The organism is Lentzea sp. (assembly GCF_035525475.1).
Taxonomy (GTDB): Bacteria; Actinomycetota; Actinomycetes; order Mycobacteriales; family Pseudonocardiaceae; genus Lentzea.
Genome location: NZ_DATLEC010000032.1, coordinates 18,827 through 36,182 on the forward strand (window position 1 = coordinate 18,827; position 17,356 = coordinate 36,182).

Consider the following 17,356-nt stretch of genomic DNA (forward strand, 5'->3'; position numbering starts at 1 on the left):
AGACGGGTTCAAGGTCGGTCCCAGTGGTGGGGTCTTCGCGGACCCCACTGCCGAGATGACGGACTCCAGGGACTTCGAGAGCTGGGACTGGAAGCAGATCAGGGCCGCTGTGGTCGGCTACGCCGCCACGCCCAGTGACGCCCGGCCGACCAGCGTGCCCTACGCCGATCCCAACTCGATCCGCCATGCCGCCACGGTCTTCAACCGTGCGCGCGACACATTGCAGTTCGTGAGTGACAACCTCCGGCTGCAGGTCGAGGCTCTCGCCGGCGAGAACGGGGCGTGGCAGAGTCCCGCGGCCGAGTTGTTCCGTTCGATCAACCTCCACCTGGCCGCGAACCTCCAGGCCAAGGCCGACCAGATCAACGGCGGTGAGGTCACGGGTGAGAGGAGCGTTCCGGCCCAGCTCTGGCGTGCCGGCAACTACCTGGAGTGGGCCCAGAACGAGATCAAGAGGATCGACTCCTACTACGCCAGCTACGTCCGGTCCCAGGGCGGCGTGAGAATGGCCAACCAGCTCACCAAGGTGTCGGCGTTCCCCGAGCTCGTCGATCAAATGGCCGAGAACATGAAGAAGGTCGTCCGGCTCCTCGCCAACGAGTACGACATCAACACCGCGAGCGTCGTGGTGCCCAGCGCGGTCGACTTCAAGCCGAAGGGGCCCGGCATCGGTGACGGCCCCGGCGGCGATGGGAACGGACTGCCGAACGATCTGAACATCGATCCACCACCTCCAGCGGAGAACACCGGTGGCGGTGACGGAACCGGTGGGAACAAACCACCGCCCTCTTTGAACATCGGTCCACCGCCCGGTGCGGATCTGGGCGGTGGTGGTGGTGGTGGCGGTACCGGTGGTGGTAACAACTTCCGTCCGCCGCCGAGTCTGAACGTGGAGCCGCCGCCGGGGCTCGACCTGTCGGGTGGTGACGGTGGTGGCGGTACCGGTGGTGGCAACGACTTCCGTCCGCCGCCGAGTCTGAACGTGGAGCCACCACCGGGGCTCGGCCTGTCGGGTGGTGATGGTGTCGGTGGTACCGGTGGTGGCAACGGGTTGCCCCTGCCTCCCCGCCTGGACCTGAGCCCGCCCCCCGGTGCGGACGGCGGCACGGGGAGCAACAACGGTGGGGGAACGGGTGGGCTGGGTCTGCCTCCCGGCATGAACATCGCTCCGCCGCCTGCGGCGGACGGTGGTACTCGCGGCGGTGGTTCGGGTGTCGGTGGTTCGGGTGTCGGCGCGGCTTTGCCGAAGCCGCCGCCGCTGTCCCTCAACACGCCGCCCGGCGTCGGCTCCGGCACGGGGAACGACTCCATCGGCCGGCCGCCGCAGCTCGACATCGAGGCGCCTCCCGGTGTCGGCACCGGTGACGACCGCGGTGGCATGAACCTGCCCCCGGCCGCGCCGATGATGCCTCCCGCAGGAGCAGGAGGTGGTGCGCCGACAGGCGCGAGCGCGGATCGTCCCGACTCGTCCGGTCTTCTCGGCGGGCTCCAGGAGCCGTGGGAGGCGGGTTCGGTTCCGCCTGCCCTCGAACCCAGCGGAACCGAACCGCCCGCGGTGAAGCCGGAGGACTGGGCCGCCCCACCGTCGAGCGGCTCGAGCGGTGGTTTCGGCGATGGCCTGGGTTCGCAGGTTCCGCCGCCGATGATGCCGCCCATGGCGGGTGGTCAGCCGCCCGGTGCGACGGGGGATCGTCCCGACTCGTCCGGGTTGCTCGGCGGGGAGAAGGAGTCCTGGGAGGGGACCGGACTGCCCGTCGCCGATTTCGACGGGGTCTCCCCGCCGCCGTCGATCAAGCCGGAGGAGTGGGCCGCGCCGACCGGCGGCTCCGCCGAGACCGGAATCCAGGTACCGGCGGTCGGTGGACCCACCACGACGGAACCGCCTGCGCTGAACCAGATCCCGGAGTCCTCGGAGCCACCGGCGCAGCAGGTTTCCAGCGGTGGTGCCGGTGCGGGTTCGGGTTCGCAGGTTCCGCCGCCGATGATGCCTCCTCCCATGGCGGGTGGTCAGCAGCCTGGTGCGACGGGGGACCGTCCGGACTCGTCCGGCCTGCTCGGCGGGCACACCGAGCCGTGGGCGGGTGCGGAAGAGGCTCGTGGGGTCGGCGGTGTGTCCGACACCTCGGCATCGGCGGCACCGGAGAAGTGGGCGGTCACGCCCGCGGAGCCGGTCGTCGCACCTCCCACCTCGCCTGCGGAGCCACTGCCGGCGGCGGAGGAAGCCGCACCGGTGGCGCCATCCGCGCCTGCGGCTGTGACGCCGGTCGTCGCGCTCGCCCAGACTCCGGTCGAAGATGCGGCGTCCGAGCAGGGAATGGTCGTACCCGGCTTCACCGAGCCGGCTGAGAAGATCGCCCCGGCCCCCGCTGCGGCACCCGCCGGGTGGGCGGCGAGTTCAGGGTTGGTCGCAGCAGGGCAGGAGGGACCTCAGGCCGCCGCGTTGCTGGGCACGGGTGCCGTCACGGCCGCGGCCGCGTTCGGCGCGATGACCGGGCCGGTTCCGGGAACACCTCCGAGTGGTCCCACGCCGCCGGGGGCCGCACCCGCGCTTTCGTCCGGGTCCGGTCCGGTCGGTTCCGGTCCTGGCCGGCCGCACCCCTCGGAGTTCCCCCACGTCGATCTGGACGGCAACGTCCAGGACGACCGCGACGAGGACGAAGGTGGCGGACTCGTGCTCCGGGGAGGGGCCGCCGGCGCCCTGCCGGGAGTGGACTCGGTGGCGGTCGTCCGGCTGGACGACGCGGTGAAGGACGTCACCGCGTGGGACAGCGGCAACGCGGGCTTCCTCCTGCCGAGTGCGCCTTCGGCCCCTGTCACCGCCAAGACCGACCGGTCGGGCTGGGACACCGAGCCGCGGGCTTCCGACATCACGCTCACATCCTCTGAGCCCTGGGAGCCCGAAACTTCGGTGACGCACGCCACCTATCGGCGCCGCAAGTACGGCGAGGCCCCGCTGCTCGTCGACGACTCGGAAGACGAGGTGTGGTGCGGCGACGAGTACTCCGTTCCGGAGGAGGAACGCGAGGACTTCCTGGCCAGGGAAGTGGAAAGGCTCGAGAGGCTGCGGAGGGAAGAGGCCGGCGAGGACGTCGAGGACTCCGAGGACGGCGAGGACGCGGAACCGGAGGAGCGCTCCGCCGCGGACCTGCTCAGCAGGAGCAACGCGGCCTGGGGCGGTTCGACGGCCGCGAGCCCATTGGGAGTCCTCGAATGACCACCAAGACGATGACGTACCCGATGGAGTTCGCCCGATGACGACCGTGACGGTCAAGCGTCCCCCCAGGGCCGCGGGTCCCGAGTTGCCGGTGGGCCAGATCGAGCTGCAGGAACCCCCTGTGCTCGCCGAGCCCGCCGAGCGGGACCTGACGTCCCTGCTGATGATCCTGCCGATGGGTCTGGGCATGATGGTCATGGTCCTGTCCTTCTCCGGCGCCGGTGGCGGCTCGCCCATGACTTACGTCATGGGCGGGGGCATGGGCATCGCGATGGTCTGCATGGGACTCGGCCAGGTGGGCCGGACCGCGGGCGAGCGCAAGAAGAAGATGGCCGCTGAGCGGCGTGACTACCTGCGCTACATCGGCCAGATGCGCACCCGTACCCGTGCCACGGCCGACGAGCAGCGTGCGGCCGTGCTCTGGAACAACCCGGATCCCCGATGGCTCTGGCACATCGCCGCCGGCACGCGGGTGTGGGAGAGACGCGCGAACCACGAGGACTTCGGCCGGGTCCGGATCGGTCTGGGCGCTCAGCAGGCAGCGCTGGAACTCGTGCCACCGACCACGAAGCCCATCGAGGACCTCGAACCGCTGTCGGCGATCTCGCTGCGGCGGTTCAGCGAGGCCTATCGGACCGTGTCGGGCATCCCGATCGCGGTCGGGCTGCGCAGCTTCACCAGCGTCGAGTTCGCGGGAGACGTGGACAAGGCCCTGCGCCTGGCGCGAGCCATGATCGCCCAGCTCGTCACGTTCCACGCTCCCGACGAGCTGCGCATCGCGGTGCTCACCTCGGAGGAGAGCCGCTCCGAGTGGGACTGGGTCAAGTGGTTGCCGCACAACGCGCACCCGACCGCTCGTGACGGCGCGGGCCCGGTCCGGATGCTCGCCTGCGACCACGACGAACTGATGGACCTCCTGGGCAAGGACGTCACCGACCGCAGTCCGCACGACAAGTCCGCCTCGCCGAGCAACGTCGAACCGTTCGTCGTGGTGGTCGCCCACCTGGCGGTCGTCCCCGAGTCCTCGCGGTTGTTCGACGTCGGACTCCGCAACGTGGTGCTGCTGGACATCACCGGCATGCTCCCCGGTGGTGCGAAGGTGATCCGCCTGACCTCCGTCGAGGACCGGATCGAATTCCCCTCGGGGGAGGGCACCGGCACGGCGTCGCGCGACGAGCTGAGCCTGCCCGAGAGCGAGGTGCTCGCGAGAACGCTCGCCCCGAAACGCACCAGTGGTGCGGTGGAACTGGTCGAGCGTTCCCTGGAGTCCGACTTCGAGCTCACGACCCTGCTCGGCATCCGCGACGTGAACACGTTCGACGTGAACCTGCAGTGGCGAGGCCGCAACCCGCAGCGCGCCCGCATGGCGGTGCCGATCGGTGTGACGGAGGAGGGCGAGGTCGTCGAGCTCGACCTCAAGGAGTCGGCGCAGGGCGGCATGGGCCCGCACGGTCTCGTCATCGGTGCCACCGGTTCCGGCAAGAGCGAGCTGCTGCGGACCCTCGTGCTGGGTCTCGCGGCGACGCACTCGTCGGAGATCCTCAACCTGGTCCTGGTCGACTTCAAGGGCGGAGCGACGTTCCTCGGGATGGACCGGCTGCCGCACACCTCCGCGGTGATCACCAACCTGGCGGACGAGCTGCCCCTGGTCGACCGGATGCAGGACTCGTTGAACGGCGAGATGATCCGCCGCCAGGAACTGCTGCGGGTGAGCGGTTATCCGTCGCTGTTCGAGTACGAGAAGGCGAGGGCGGCGGGAGAACCGCTCGCGCCGTTCCCCACGCTGCTGCTCGTCGTGGACGAGTTCTCCGAGCTGCTGGCGAGCAAACCGGAGTTCATGGACCTGTTCGTCTCCGTCGGGCGGCTGGGCCGCAGCCTCGGTGTGCACCTCCTCCTCGCGTCCCAGCGCCTCGACGAGGGCAAGATCCACCGCGTCGAAGGCCACCTCTCCTACCGGATCGCGTTGCGCACCTTCTCGTCGATGGAGTCGCGCAGCGTCATCGGTGTCGCCAGCGCCTACGAGCTGCCTTCCGAGCCGGGCAACGGCTACCTCAAGATCGACCAGACCAACCTCGTCCGGTTCAAGGGTGCCTACGTCTCCGGCTCGGCACCGGTGCCGAGGACGGAGACCGCGGTCGAGGACAAGGCCGCCCAGGAGATCGTCCCCTTCAACACGCACGCGAGGCCGCTGCGCCAGCTCGTCGTCGAGGACGCGGTCGAGGAGCAGGAGGAGGCCGAGGCGGAGAACGCCGCCCAGGCCGGCACGATCAGCCTCGCCGAGGCGTTCATCGGCAGGCTGCAGGGAGCCGGTCCCGCCGCTCGCCAGGTGTGGCTGCCACCGCTCGCCGAGTCGCCCAGCCTCGACTCGCTCCTGCCCAGCGTCCTGCCCGACCCGTTCCGCGGCATGAACGTCGAGGACCGGTCGATGCAGGGCAGGCTGCGCGCCCCGCTCGGGATGATCGACCGCCCGTACGAGCAGGTGCGGGAGCTGATGGTCGCCGACCTCTCCGGTGCCGACGGCCACGTCGCCGTGGTCGGCGCCCCGCAGACGGGCAAGTCGACCCTGTTGCGCACGCTGGTGCTCTCGCTGGCGATGAGCCACACGCCGTCGGAGATCCAGTTCTACGGCCTCGACTTCGCGGGCGGCGGCATCATGTCGATCGCCGGGCTGCCGCACGTCGGCTCCGTCGCGACCCGCCTGGAACACGACCGGGTCGTCCGCACCATCGCGCAGCTGCTGCTGCTGATCGAGGCCCGCGAGACCGAGTTCACCCACCGCGGTCTGGAGTCCATGGCGGCGTACCGGGAACTGCGGCGCAAGGGGGAGATCGACGACCCGTACGGCGATGTCTTCCTGATCGTCGACGGCTGGTACACGATCAAGCAGGACTACGCCGACCTCGAGCCCCGCATCAACGAACTGGCGGTGCGCGGCCTCTCGTTCGGCATCCACGTGATCATCGGCGCCACCCGCTGGTCGGAGATCAGGCCCGCACTGCGCGACGTGATCGGCAGCAAGTTCGAGCTGCGCCTCGGTGACCCGATGGAGTCCGAGGTCGGTTCCCGCAAGGCGCAGACGGTGCCGTCCCAGCCCGGCCGCGGCATCACGCCCGCCGGGCTGCACTTCCTGTCCGCGTTGCCCCGGATGGACGGCAGTTCGGACACGGAGACCCTTGCCTCGGCGACCAAGGAACTGGCAGAGGAGGTCTCGACGTTCTGGCCGGGGCAGCCGGCACCGCCCGTGCGGATGCTCCCGCCGGTGCTGCCCTCCGACCAGCTGCCGAAGCCCACGGGAGACGTGCGGATCGCCATCGGCCTGGACGAACAGAGGCTCGAGCCCGTCTGGCACGACTTCGAGCAGAACGCGCACATGCTGGTGTTCGGCGACAGCGAGACGGGCAAGACCAACATGCTGCGGACCGTGCTGCGGTCGATCATGGCGCACTACGGGCCGGACCAGGCGAAGATCCTTCTCGGCGACCCGAACCGGCAGCTCGACGTCGACGTTCCCGAGGACTACAGGGTGGGCTACGCCATCACCGGCGACACGCTGAAGGACCTGGTCGGCAAGGCCGCCGTCTCGATGTCCCGGCGCGTTCCCGGTGAGGACGTCAGCTCCGACCGCCTCCGGCGGCGCGACTGGTGGGAAGGGCCGCAGTTCTTCCTCGTCGTCGACGACTACGAGCTGTTCGGCATGGGCCTGGGTTCCCCGCTCGAGGCGCTGCTGCCCACGCTCGCCCAGGGTGTCTACATCGGAATGCACGTGATCATCGCGCGGAGCACCTCGGGTGCCATGCGGGCGCTCAGCGATCCGGTGATCCGGCGGATGTGGGAGCTGGGCACGCCGGGAATCGTCTTCTCCTACCCCAAGGAGGAAGGCAAGTTCCTCGGCGAGGCCATGCCCCGCAAGCTGGTGCCGGGCAGGGCGCAGCTCGTGAACCGCAAGGGCGTCAGGCTCGTGCAGACGGGATTCGCGTCCGTCCCCGCCACGTCCTCCGCCGGTGGTGGGGAATGGCGGTCGTGATCGTGATCGAGACGAACAAGAGCGGCATCAGAAGGAAGTTGTCATGACGAGTGCGCAGGCGGAGCTCTGCCGCATCACCGTGTTCGGCCCGGCCGGGCGCGCAGATCTCGCTGTGCCCGTCTCGATTCCCGTGGCAAGTCTTCTGCCGGTGTTGCTCAAGCACACGACAGATCCGAACGACCACGTCGTCGGGGGCGTCGAGATCACAGGAGAGCGGTCCTGGGTGATCCAGCGGCTGGGAGAACCCCCGCTCGACCCGGAAGGCACTCCGGAGAACCTGGAGTGGGTGGAGGGTGAGACGTTCTACCTCCGTCCGGCGGCGAACCCGTTGCCGGAGCTGGCGTTCGACGACATCTCCGACGGCATGGCGACCGCGTTGAGCAGGCAGAAGGACCGCTGGAAGCCCGAGTTCAACAGGTGGCTGTTCCTGATCCTGATCGTGGTGGCGACGGCTGTGATGGCCTCGCTCGCGATGCGGGCGGGCTCGACGCCGGCCGCGGCGCTCACGACCGCGGTCATCGGCGTGCTGCTGGCCGGTGCGTCGCTGCCGTTGTCCCGCAAGCTGGGGGATCAGCCGCTGGCACTCGCGCTCGCCGTGCCCGGTCTGGCGCATCTCGCACTCGCGGGCGCCGTCGCGGCGAACGGAACCGAGGCCGCGCTGGACCTCGACCCGAGCTCGGTCGCGCTGGGCGGGCTCACCCTGCTGGTCGCCGCGGCGACCTTGCTGGGCGCGGCGGTGTTGTGGGCGCGGCAGCTGCCGATGACGCCCTTGGCGGTGCTCATGGGCGCGGGGCTGGTGGCGTTCGTCGGAATGCGGACCTACCTCGGCATGGGGCTCGAGCCCGCGAGCGCCGCCGGGATCTACTCCGTGGCGGCACTGGCCGTGCTGGTGGCCGTGCCGACGCTGGTGATCCGGATGGCGAAGCTGCGCGGACCGCAACTGCCCCGCACGGCGGAGGAACTGCAGACCGACATCGACCCGCTCGAGGCGGAGCAGATCATCGAGCGCACCAGGAACGCCGACCGGTACCTGACCACGTTCATGGTCACCGCGGCGCTCGTCTTCACGTTCAGCTACCCGGTGCTCTACGGGGAACCGGGGTGGGCACCGACGACGCTCGCGGTGCTGATCACGCTCTCCGTGCTCGTCCGCTCGGGCGGATTCCTCAACGCCTGGCAGCGGATCGCTCTCGTCGCCGCCGGTGTCGCGGGCTGCGTCGAGCTGCTGTCCGCCATCGGCGAGTCGCTGACGCTCGGGTGGCTCCTGGTCGTGCTCGGAGTCGCGGCGGCCGCGCTGATCGCATTCGTGCTCGCCGTGCTGCGTCCGCCGACCCGGCGGCTGGTACCGATCTGGGTGCAGCGGGCGCAGTGGCTCGAGTCGCTCGTGGCGGCGGCCACCGTCCCGGTGCTGCTCCAGGTCCTGGGCGTGTACGAGTGGGCACGCGGATTGGCCGGGTGAGCAGGTGCAGACGCAGAAGGACCACGTGCACGCCTACCAGTTCCTGATGCAGCGCATGACGACCGCGCTGACGGTCGGTGATCCGTCCAACATGGACCCACCGACCCGGCGTGGGCGGGCGGGACTGATCACCGGTGCCTTCCTCGCCGTCCTCATCGTGATCGGGTTCGGCGTCTACGGCCTGATCGTGCCCGGCGGTAGCACGGCGTGGAAGAAGAAGGGCGCCATCCTCGTCGAGAAGGAGTCCGGCACCCGGTACGTGTTCCTGGACAACATGCTCGTGTCGACGCCGAACCTGGCGTCCGCCATGTTGATCCAGGGCAACGGCAACCGCGTCGAGGTCATCTCGCGGAAGTCGCTGGAAGGCCTGGCGCGTGGCCCGCGGATGGGGATCCAGGGCGCACCGGACTCCGTGCCGAGCACCAAGGAGATCCTGCCGCCGTCGTGGTTGCTGTGTCCGACGACCCCTGTCGAGGGCGGCCGGCCGGGCCTCGTCGCGAACCTCGTGCCGGACGAGAAGAACGAGCCGCTCCCGGACGACCGGTACGCGCCGGTCCAGTCGGCCGACGGCAAGCTCTTCCTGGTCTGGAAGGGCGTCAAGTACCAGGTTCCGGACGACAAGGCGCTCGTGGTCTTCGGGTTGACGGCGACGAGGGCACCACGTGTGCCTGCCGCATGGCTCGACCTCGTGCCGGACGGCCCGGCGCTCACACCGGCTCCCGTTCCGAAGGCGGGTGCTCCCGGTCTGACCGTCGCGGGTGAGACGCGGCGGATCGGAGACCTGTTCACCCACGATCCCGGCAACGGGACCGAGCAGCGCTACGTCCTGCTGGACAAGGGACTCGCGCCGCTCTCCGCGACCGAGTTCGAGCTGATGAAGGCCCTGCCCGGCAGAACGCCGGTCGAGATCGACGCGCAGTCGATCCTCACCGCGCCGTTCTCCCCCGACCAGTCGATGCTCACCCGGTTGCCCGACATCGCGGGCAAGAAGCCGCTGGACGGCACCAAGGGCCACCCGTGCCTGCGTCAGGAGGGCAGGGGCAACGAGGTCGTCAGCCGGGTGGTGACCGTGCCCGGCGCCGACAGGTGGTCCGCCGGCGTGCGGGTTCCCCCCAGCCGCGGGCTCCTCGTGGCGAAGATGCCGATCCCAGAAGGGCAGAAGACCCCGGAGCGCTACCTGATCACCGATCGAGGGAAGCGCTACCCGGTTCCCGACGACGACTCGATCCAGGCACTCGGCCTGGGCGGTGTGCAGCCTGTTCCGATGCCCACCGAAGTGCTTTCCACGATCCCGGCGGGCCCTGTTCTGTCTCGCAGCGCTGTGGTCGTCGAGCAGGGAGGATGACGGCGATGGCGATCATGACCCGTGACCGGGAGGCCGGTGGCGAGTTCGGCCTGGCCAAGCACACCATCGGCAACGCCCTCGTGGTGTACCCGGTGGGCAACATGACCAAGGCGGCGCAGGACCTGGCGCTCAACGTCGCGCACGACACCGAGAACGACCTCGTCGTGGTCGATCTGCCCGCGAGCTCACCGATCTCGTGGTGGGAGTCGGTCGCACAGGTGCTGCCGAAGCGCCGGCGCGGAGTGCGCCTGGTGATCGGCGGGCGTTCGCGGGAGACCACGGCTCTCGCCGGCCATTGGATGGCGGAACGCCTCAAGCGCACCGTGCTCGTCCCGGACGGTCCGGTGCTGCGCGGTGCGGGAGGCTCGCTGTTCGTCCACTCAGGACCGAACAGCGGGTGGGTGCGCTGCACCCCGGGAAAGCCGCCGAAGTTCGAGGCGAAGAGGTTTCCGCGTCCGGTCTGGGACGCGGACCTGGTGGCGGAGAACTTCCCGACCAGCGCGCGCGGGATCGCCGAGCCGATGCCCAGCGGCGTCTGGATCCGGCCGATGGGTGACGACCCCCAGCTGCGGGCCAACCGGCAGCGCCTGATCGAGGTGGTGCCGTGTCAGCCGGAGTACCTCAGCGTGGTGCTCGGCAGCCCGGGCGGCGTCCCGCTCAGCCAGGACGACATCGCTCTGCTGTGGCGTCAGCTGCCCGACGGCCTGCGCGAGCGCGTGCGGTTCATCCAGTACGGGCCGATGTCCGTGCCGAGGAGCCAGCTCGGGCAGACGATCGCCGACGCTCTCGGCCACGAAGTCGTCTTCTACGCGGGCATGCCGATCGGTCCCGCCGTCGCACCGGAGATCTTCACCGTGCGCCAGGACGGCAGCCTCGGCTGGCACGCCTACGCCAGGGAGATCAAGTACCAGCCGCGGTTCTCGCACGTCGAGCCGCCCAGGGTGCCCACCGTGGTGACGCACCGCGCACCGGTTCCCGGGGGTGTGCAGGTCGCGCCCGGCGTCTACCACTACTCGGTCGATGCCGTCGTGGAGGTCGTCCAGTCGGGGCTCCTCGTACGTCCGCCGGCGGCGACGGCGGGCGTCGACGCCATCAGGCTGATCCCGGCCGACCCGGAGACCCACAACTTGATGTACGAGGCGGAGAACGACGCCGACCTCGCCCGCATGGAGTACCTCGCGGCAGACCTGTCCCAGAAGCTGGGCAACTCGGTGCGTCCGATGAGCCGCGTTCTCCACGCCCGTTCACTGCTGGACGCGCAGGCCCGGCCCACCGTCTCCCACGTCGCGCAAGGCGTGGCGGACACGGGAAGCTCAGCCGGGCTCTTCGCCTCCGACGCGCCGACGCCGGCCACCGTGCCGCCGCCGGCCGGGATGCCGGCGGCGGTCAGCGCCGTGGCCGCGCCCGCCGCTCAGCCCACCGTCGAGTACGCCGTTCCGCAGTGGAATCGTCTGGACGCTTCGGAAGGTCCCGTGGACGCCGGGCGACCGGCCGCTCCGAACGGGCCGCCGGGCGTCCTCCCCACCGGTCCGCCCCCTGTGGCACCGGATGCGCGATCTCCCCACGTGGTTCCACCGGTGATCGCGTCCGCCGCGGACGTGTTCGGCGATCCCGCGCCACTTCCCGGTGCCGGTGGAGCCGGTCCGGCCGCACCCCGGCCCGCGGTGGCTCCGCCTTCTGTTCAGCCGGGTCCGGTCGTGCCCGAGGCCGTCGGCCCGGCCGTGCCGGATGCACTGCGGCCCGCGGTGGCGCCGCCTTCTCTTCAACCGCGGCCGGTCGTGCCCGAGGCCACCGGCCCTGCCGAGGAGCGCGCCGCGGGGACGGGCAACGGGACCTCGTCCAGCGGAGAAGCGGAGATCGGCGACGTGGTCGAGCGCGTGGCCGAAATCGACGATCCCAGGTCCGCCGAGGTGCCCGAGGCCGCGCCCGCGATCGCCCGGCGACAGCCCGTCCCCTCACCGGAAGCGGCGGGTTTGCTGCCGGGGTCGGGTATCGAGGACGAGCGCGCCTGGTTGCGGCGCACGCTGGGCGCCGAGTACGGCGTGTTGTCGAACTCGGTCGCCCGGATCCTCTCCCAGCACCCCGGCTTCCAGGGAGCGCTGTCGAGCTCGTCCGCCGAGGTCCTCACCGACGCGGTCGCCGTGCAGCTCTTCCTGACCGACCGCGGCAAGGCGGTGGACAGCGCGCTGCGCACCGCGGCGGTCGGCCCGCACGTCCCGTTCGCGCGCTGTGTCGTGGCCGGCTTGAGCCGGTTGCCGTCCCACCGCGGGCCGGTGGTGTTCACCGCCTCACCCACGCCCGCCCAATGGGACCTCTACCGAGACCACAAGCTGTTCACCGAGTGGGGATTCCTGCACGCGCTCACCGGACCGCCCGCGGACGGTGACGGTGAGGTCGACGTGCTCGTGTGGTCGATGACCGCCCGCCGCACCAAGCTCCTCGAACCCGAGAACGGTGTGCAGGAGCGCGTGCTGTTCGTGCCGGGCACGAACTTCAAGGTGCTGGAGATGAGCGGGCCGCAGCCCGACGGCGGTCGTGGCCGGATCCTGCTGCGCGAGCTGACGGCGGTCGAGATCGACGCCGACGGCCGGGTAGACCCGAACCGGATCTCGCTCGATGAACTCGCGCTGAGCTCGTTGCACAGGCAGGTGGAGCGGTGGCGGAGCGGTACTCCGCCCATCCAGCTGAACGGCGCCTTCGCGGACCGTTTCGGCGCATTGCCCGGTTTGGCTTGAGGAGTGGTGGACCGATGAACCGACAGATGCTCGTCGTAGCGGGCGACCGGCCGGGCGCGTTCCCGTCCATCAGCGCCGCGCTCGGCAGCGCCCAGCCCGGCGCCATGATCTCCATCGCGCCCGGCCGGTACGAGGAGAACCTCGTCGTCAGCAAGCTCGTGACGCTCAGCGCCGAGAACGGTGGCGGCACCGTGGAGGTGGTCGCGAAGCAGGGAAGCGTCCTGGTCGCGAACGCGGAAGCCGTGCGGCTCAACGGTCTGGTGCTGCGCTGCGAGGACACGCAGCTCGCCGGAATCGACGTGGTCCGCGGAGAGGTCGCTTTCGACGACTGCGACCTCTCCTCCTCCTCGTGGGCGACGATCTACGCGCGCGGCACCGGCGCTGTCGCGTTGCGCGGCTGCAAGGTGAGGAACACGACGGGAGCGGGCATCGTCACGACGTCTCCTTCCCTCAGCACCGTCGAGGACACCCAGATCATCGACCCGGGTTCGTCCGCGGTGGTGGCGACGGAACGCGGGTCGTTGTCCCTGCGTCGCTGCGTGATCACCCGTCCGCAGGGCAACGGGCTGTGCGTCAACGGTGATGGCGTCGTCCAGGCAGAGCAGTGCGAGGTCACCGATGCGGCCAAACCCGCGGTCGTGGCCGAGCAGCAGGGAAGCCTGAAGGTCGTCCAGCTCACCGTGACCGGAAGCCGGAACGTCGACCTGTACCTGATGAGCAAGGGCAGGATCTCCATCACGGACTCGACGTTCACCGGCGCGGCCGTGCAGTCCGCGCACATCGCGGGGGCGGCGCAGCCGGTGTTCACCGGATGCTCGTTCACGGGTGTCGGTCACACCGCGATCCAGGTCAACGGCGGCTCCTCACCGACGTTCACCGACTGCCGGATCGGTGACTCGCCGGTCGGCATCGCGGTGGACGAGGCAAGCTCTCCCCGCTTCGACGGCATCGACCTCGACGGGATCGCTCAGGTCGCGGTGCACGTGGGCACGGAGTCCAAGCCGACGTTCTCCGGGCTGCGCATGGGATCGAGTTCGGGACGCGGTCTGGTGGTCGTCGGCAAGAGCGTGATCAGGCTGTCCGACGTCGTGCTGGACGTGGCGGGGGAGACGGCGCTGGACGCGTCCGGCGGATCCACTGTGGACGCCTCGGACGTGAGGGTCGAGTCGACCGCCGAGGCGGCGATCGTTCTCGGCGAAGGCGTTCGCGCCTCGCTGACGTCGTTCCTGGTGCGCGGTAGTGGGTTGCGCGCCTCGAACACCCAGCTCACCTTGCAGGACAGCGAGTTCGTGGGTGCTCGTGGGCACGGGATCGACCTGAAGTCCGGTACGGCGTCGACGTTGACGCGGTGCCGTGTGCTGTCGTCGAAGGGCACGGGCGTCAGTTTCTCGTCCGGTGCCGGCGGCACCCTGACCGAGTGCGAGGTGGTCGGCAGCGCGGAGGACGGGATCAGCCTGGACACGGCGGAGCCGGTGCTGCTCAGCCGTTGCGTGGTGCGGGAAAGCCGTGGTGTCGACGTGCGCCGCTTTGGCGAGGACCGCGTGACGATCGAGGAGGCCGCGTCAGCGAGGGCCGAACAGCGGCAGGTGTCGGTGGCGTCCGCCGTGGGCGCGCGAGCGGACCGGGAGGCTGCCGCTCCCACGTCCCTGCAGGCGACCGATCCGGACACCCCGCTGTCGGGGCCGTTGGCGGAGCTGGAGACCCTCGTCGGTCTGAACGGGGTGAAGCGCGAGGTCACCGCGTTGATCAACCTCATCAAGATGTCCCAGGTGCGCAAGCAGATGGGTTTGCCGATGCCTCCGATGTCGAGGCACCTCGTGTTCGCGGGGCCGCCCGGTACCGGTAAGACGACGGTCGCCAGGCTCTACGGCACGGTTCTGGCGGAACTGGGAGTGCTGGAGAAGGGCCACATGGTCGAGGTCGCGCGTGCGGACCTGGTCGGCCAGTACATCGGCTCCACCGCCATCAAGACCACCGAGGTGGTCACGAAGGCGATCGGCGGCGTGCTCTTCATCGACGAGGCCTACACCTTGTCCGCGCAGACGGGTGGTTCCGGACCGGACTTCGGTCAGGAGGCCATCGACGCGCTCATGAAGATCATGGAAGACCAGCGCGAGTCCATCGTCGTGATCGTCGCCGGCTACTCCGAGCTGATGGAGCAGTTCCTGGAGTCGAACCCCGGTCTCGCCTCCCGGTTCACCCGCACGATCGAATTCCCGAACTACAGCGTCGACGAGCTCGTCACGATCACGACCAACCTCTGCCGCAAGCACTACTACGAGCTGACCGAGGACGGTCTGCAGGCGCTCACCGAGTACTTCGAGCGCGTGCCGAAGAACGCGACCTTCGGCAACGGTCGTGTGGCGCGCAAGCTGTTCGAGGCGATGGTCAACAACCAGGCGTCCCGGCTGGCCATGGCGCCGCCGTCGAAAGACTCGGAGCTCAACCGCCTCACCGCGGCCGACCTCCAGTCCGAATTGGACCTGCTGCAGGCAGCCAAGTCGGACCCGACCGCGGTGCGAGACAGCGCGGTACTGGACCCTGCGAGCGCCGTGCAGGCCACTCTGGGGTGGAAGAGGTTCCACGAGTTCGCCGGTCAGGAACTGATCCGAGAAGCGGTGGGCACGAACCTGGTGCGGCTCGTGGGCGCCAAGCGCGAGGGCCAGGCCATCGGGCACGCGGCCAATGTCGTGATCGGCGGCAGACGTGGCGGCGGGCGCGGCGAGATCGCCCGGCTCTACGCACAATGCCTGTCCGAGTTGAACCTCGTGCGCACCGGGCACGTGCTCAGGGTGTCCATCGCCACCGATCTGCGTCCACAGTGGCCTGGCCAAGGGGAGCGCCTGATGCGCACCGCGCTGGACGATGCCGTGGGCGGCGTGCTGGTGCTGGACATGGACGGCGACTGGGACAACGACCAGGGGCTCGAGGTCGTCGAAACACTGGTGGCCGGCATGCACCGCGGCCAGACCGATCCCGTCGTGGTCATGATCGGCGAACACAAACGGCTCGTGTCGCTGTCCCGGCAGCTGCCCGCGCTCTCCGGCTGTTTCACCCAGATCTGGGACCTCGCGGAGTACAGCGTGCGAGAACTGGCCACCATCGCGGTGCGGGAACTGGTCCGGCACGGCCATGAGGTACCTGACGAGGTCCGCGAGGCCATCGCGGAGCGCCTGGCCGGGTCGGTCGACCGCGAGACCGTGTACGCGGCGCACCAGTTGGCCCGCAGGCTTGCCCGGACAGCGGCGTCACGCACCCTCGCGCTCGCCGATCTCCCGGCAAGCGTCGCTGGTGAGCCATCCAGTGCTCTGCGGGGGCAAGGGCTCGCTTCGGTCAGCTGACACGTCTGTCTGGGCGGAGGTGCGAAGAGGCAAGTGAGTGGTACCACCGGGCCCTGGGTCCGCTGCGTGCGTTGCGTCTGCGCCTCGTTTGGCTTGAGCTGCTGATTTACCGTCTATGTGGTGAGGAGTCTCGATGTCGTCCTCTCTTGAAGAACAGTTCGAGCAGACCCGTGAGGAGTTCCGGCGCAAGCGCGAGGATCTGCGCGATGTGCAGGCGAAGATGGCGGGCATCTCCGTGTCGGTAACGGCTCCGCGCAGGGTTGTCGAGGTCACCGTGGGGCGGAACGGTGACGTGACCGATGTGAGCTTTCCCAGCGGTGCGTACAAGAGCATGGTGCCGTCGGAGTTGGCGAAGGTCGTGCTCGAAACGGTCCGCAATGCCCAGGAGAAGGCTCGTGAGGAACTCGCGCAGCTGATGGAGCCGATGATGCCGGCGGGTTTCGCTGTGCGTGATCTGCTAGCGGGCAAGGCGGATCTGGACGCGATGTTGCCGGACGATGCGGGGCCCGGCATGTTCCTTCGACACGACAGGCTGAGGTAGTAGGGATGAGCGAATCATTCTGGGTCGACATCCCCAACCTCCGTCTGGCCGCGGCCAAGCTGGAGAACGAGGGCAACAAGATCCGTGACATTCTGTCGCGCCTTCGCGATGAAGGTGGGAGCCTGACCGATCCCGCGACGTTCGGTGTCGGGGACAACGCGGGTGACAAGTTCCACCCGAAATGGAAGGGCTATGTCGAGGACCTCGTCGACGGCGTGCGGGGGTGGGGTGACAGCGTGGTTGCCACCGCCGAGGGTGTGCGGGTGATGGCGGATATGTTCGAGAAGGCCGATGACAATGCGGAGGCGCGTGCGGCGGCCATTGAGCGTGCCATTGGCGCATTGGACATGCCCGACGCGCCGCCCGGCTTCTCTGGCAAGGCGAGCGGCGGCGATTCCCGGTCGTCGATCAATTCTTCCGACGCGGGTGGTAAGCGTTGATGTCGTGGTGGTGTGATTCGGCGGTGTGGAGTTAGTGGGATGATGGTTGCGGGGAGCCGGTCGGGGTTGGGGTCCTGGTCGGTTTTCTGCTGTGTGGGGGCCTGTCGGTGAGTATTACTCCGCCTCCTGAGCTGGACTGGTTTTTCATTCTTATCGCGGGGAGTAATTTTCCCAAGGGTGATGAGGATGTGGTTCGGCAGATCGCGGCTGCGTTGGATGGTGCTGCCGGGGAGTTGGCGGTGGCGGGTGATGCGCTG

At 69.5% G+C, this 17,356-nt stretch carries 8 protein-coding genes; all 8 read left to right on the forward strand.

The genetic code is table 11. The features are described 5' to 3' along the window. Window positions 1-55: 55 nt before the first annotated feature. The 8 genes from VM306_RS04365 to VM306_RS04400 all read left to right on the forward strand — a co-directional run bounded on the left by VM306_RS04365 (window position 56) and on the right by VM306_RS04400 (window position 17,099). Window positions 56-3,214: a hypothetical protein gene (locus tag VM306_RS04365; RefSeq protein ID WP_325511099.1), complete on the forward strand. Its 3,159-nt coding sequence runs from the start codon at window positions 56-58 to the stop codon at window positions 3,212-3,214. A gap of 37 nt (window positions 3,215-3,251) precedes the next feature. Then, complete coding sequence (gene eccCa, locus VM306_RS04370) at window positions 3,252-7,238, forward strand: type VII secretion protein EccCa (RefSeq protein WP_325511101.1); 3,987 nt, start codon at window positions 3,252-3,254, stop codon at window positions 7,236-7,238. 43 nt (window positions 7,239-7,281) lie between these two features. Next, window positions 7,282-8,697, forward strand: coding sequence for a type VII secretion integral membrane protein EccD (gene eccD / locus VM306_RS04375; RefSeq protein ID WP_325511103.1), 1,416 nt, complete (start codon window positions 7,282-7,284; stop codon window positions 8,695-8,697). A 4-nt stretch (window positions 8,698-8,701) separates the two neighbouring features. Next, window positions 8,702-10,042 carry a type VII secretion protein EccB gene (gene eccB, locus VM306_RS04380; protein ID WP_325511105.1) on the forward strand — a complete coding sequence of 447 codons (1,341 nt, stop codon included), beginning with the start codon at window positions 8,702-8,704 and terminating at the stop codon, window positions 10,040-10,042. Further along, entirely contained in the window at window positions 10,039-12,777 is a 2,739-nt protein-coding gene (locus tag VM306_RS04385) for a hypothetical protein (RefSeq protein WP_325511107.1), read from the forward strand. Before eccB ends, VM306_RS04385 begins: the two co-directional genes overlap by 4 nt. 14 nt (window positions 12,778-12,791) lie before the next feature. Further along, window positions 12,792-16,118, forward strand: a complete 3,327-nt coding sequence (locus VM306_RS04390; protein WP_325511109.1) for a right-handed parallel beta-helix repeat-containing protein — start codon at window positions 12,792-12,794, stop codon at window positions 16,116-16,118. Window positions 16,119-16,251: 133 nt separating this feature from the next. Then, the gene (locus VM306_RS04395; RefSeq protein ID WP_325511111.1) at window positions 16,252-16,659 is read left to right on the forward strand and encodes a YbaB/EbfC family nucleoid-associated protein; all 408 of its coding nucleotides are present in this window, start codon (window positions 16,252-16,254) and stop codon (window positions 16,657-16,659) included. Window positions 16,660-16,664: 5 nt separating this feature from the next. After that, complete coding sequence (locus VM306_RS04400; RefSeq protein ID WP_325511113.1) at window positions 16,665-17,099, forward strand: hypothetical protein; 435 nt, start codon at window positions 16,665-16,667, stop codon at window positions 17,097-17,099. Window positions 17,100-17,356: the final 257 nt, after the last annotated feature.

What these genes read in the sequence shown, in the direction of transcription:
- VM306_RS04395 (WP_325511111.1), top strand. Translation starts at nt 16,252, where the DNA reads ATGTCGTCCTCTCTTGAAGAACAGTTCGAGCAGACCCGTGAGGAGTTC.
- VM306_RS04385 (WP_325511107.1), top strand. Translation starts at nt 10,039, where the DNA reads ATGACGGCGATGGCGATCATGACCCGTGACCGGGAGGCCGGTGGCGAG.
- VM306_RS04365 (WP_325511099.1), top strand. Translation starts at nt 56, where the DNA reads ATGACGGACTCCAGGGACTTCGAGAGCTGGGACTGGAAGCAGATCAGG.
- eccCa (WP_325511101.1), top strand. Translation starts at nt 3,252, where the DNA reads ATGACGACCGTGACGGTCAAGCGTCCCCCCAGGGCCGCGGGTCCCGAG.
- eccD (WP_325511103.1), top strand. Translation starts at nt 7,282, where the DNA reads ATGACGAGTGCGCAGGCGGAGCTCTGCCGCATCACCGTGTTCGGCCCG.
- VM306_RS04400 (WP_325511113.1), top strand. Translation starts at nt 16,665, where the DNA reads ATGAGCGAATCATTCTGGGTCGACATCCCCAACCTCCGTCTGGCCGCG.
- VM306_RS04390 (WP_325511109.1), top strand. Translation starts at nt 12,792, where the DNA reads ATGAACCGACAGATGCTCGTCGTAGCGGGCGACCGGCCGGGCGCGTTC.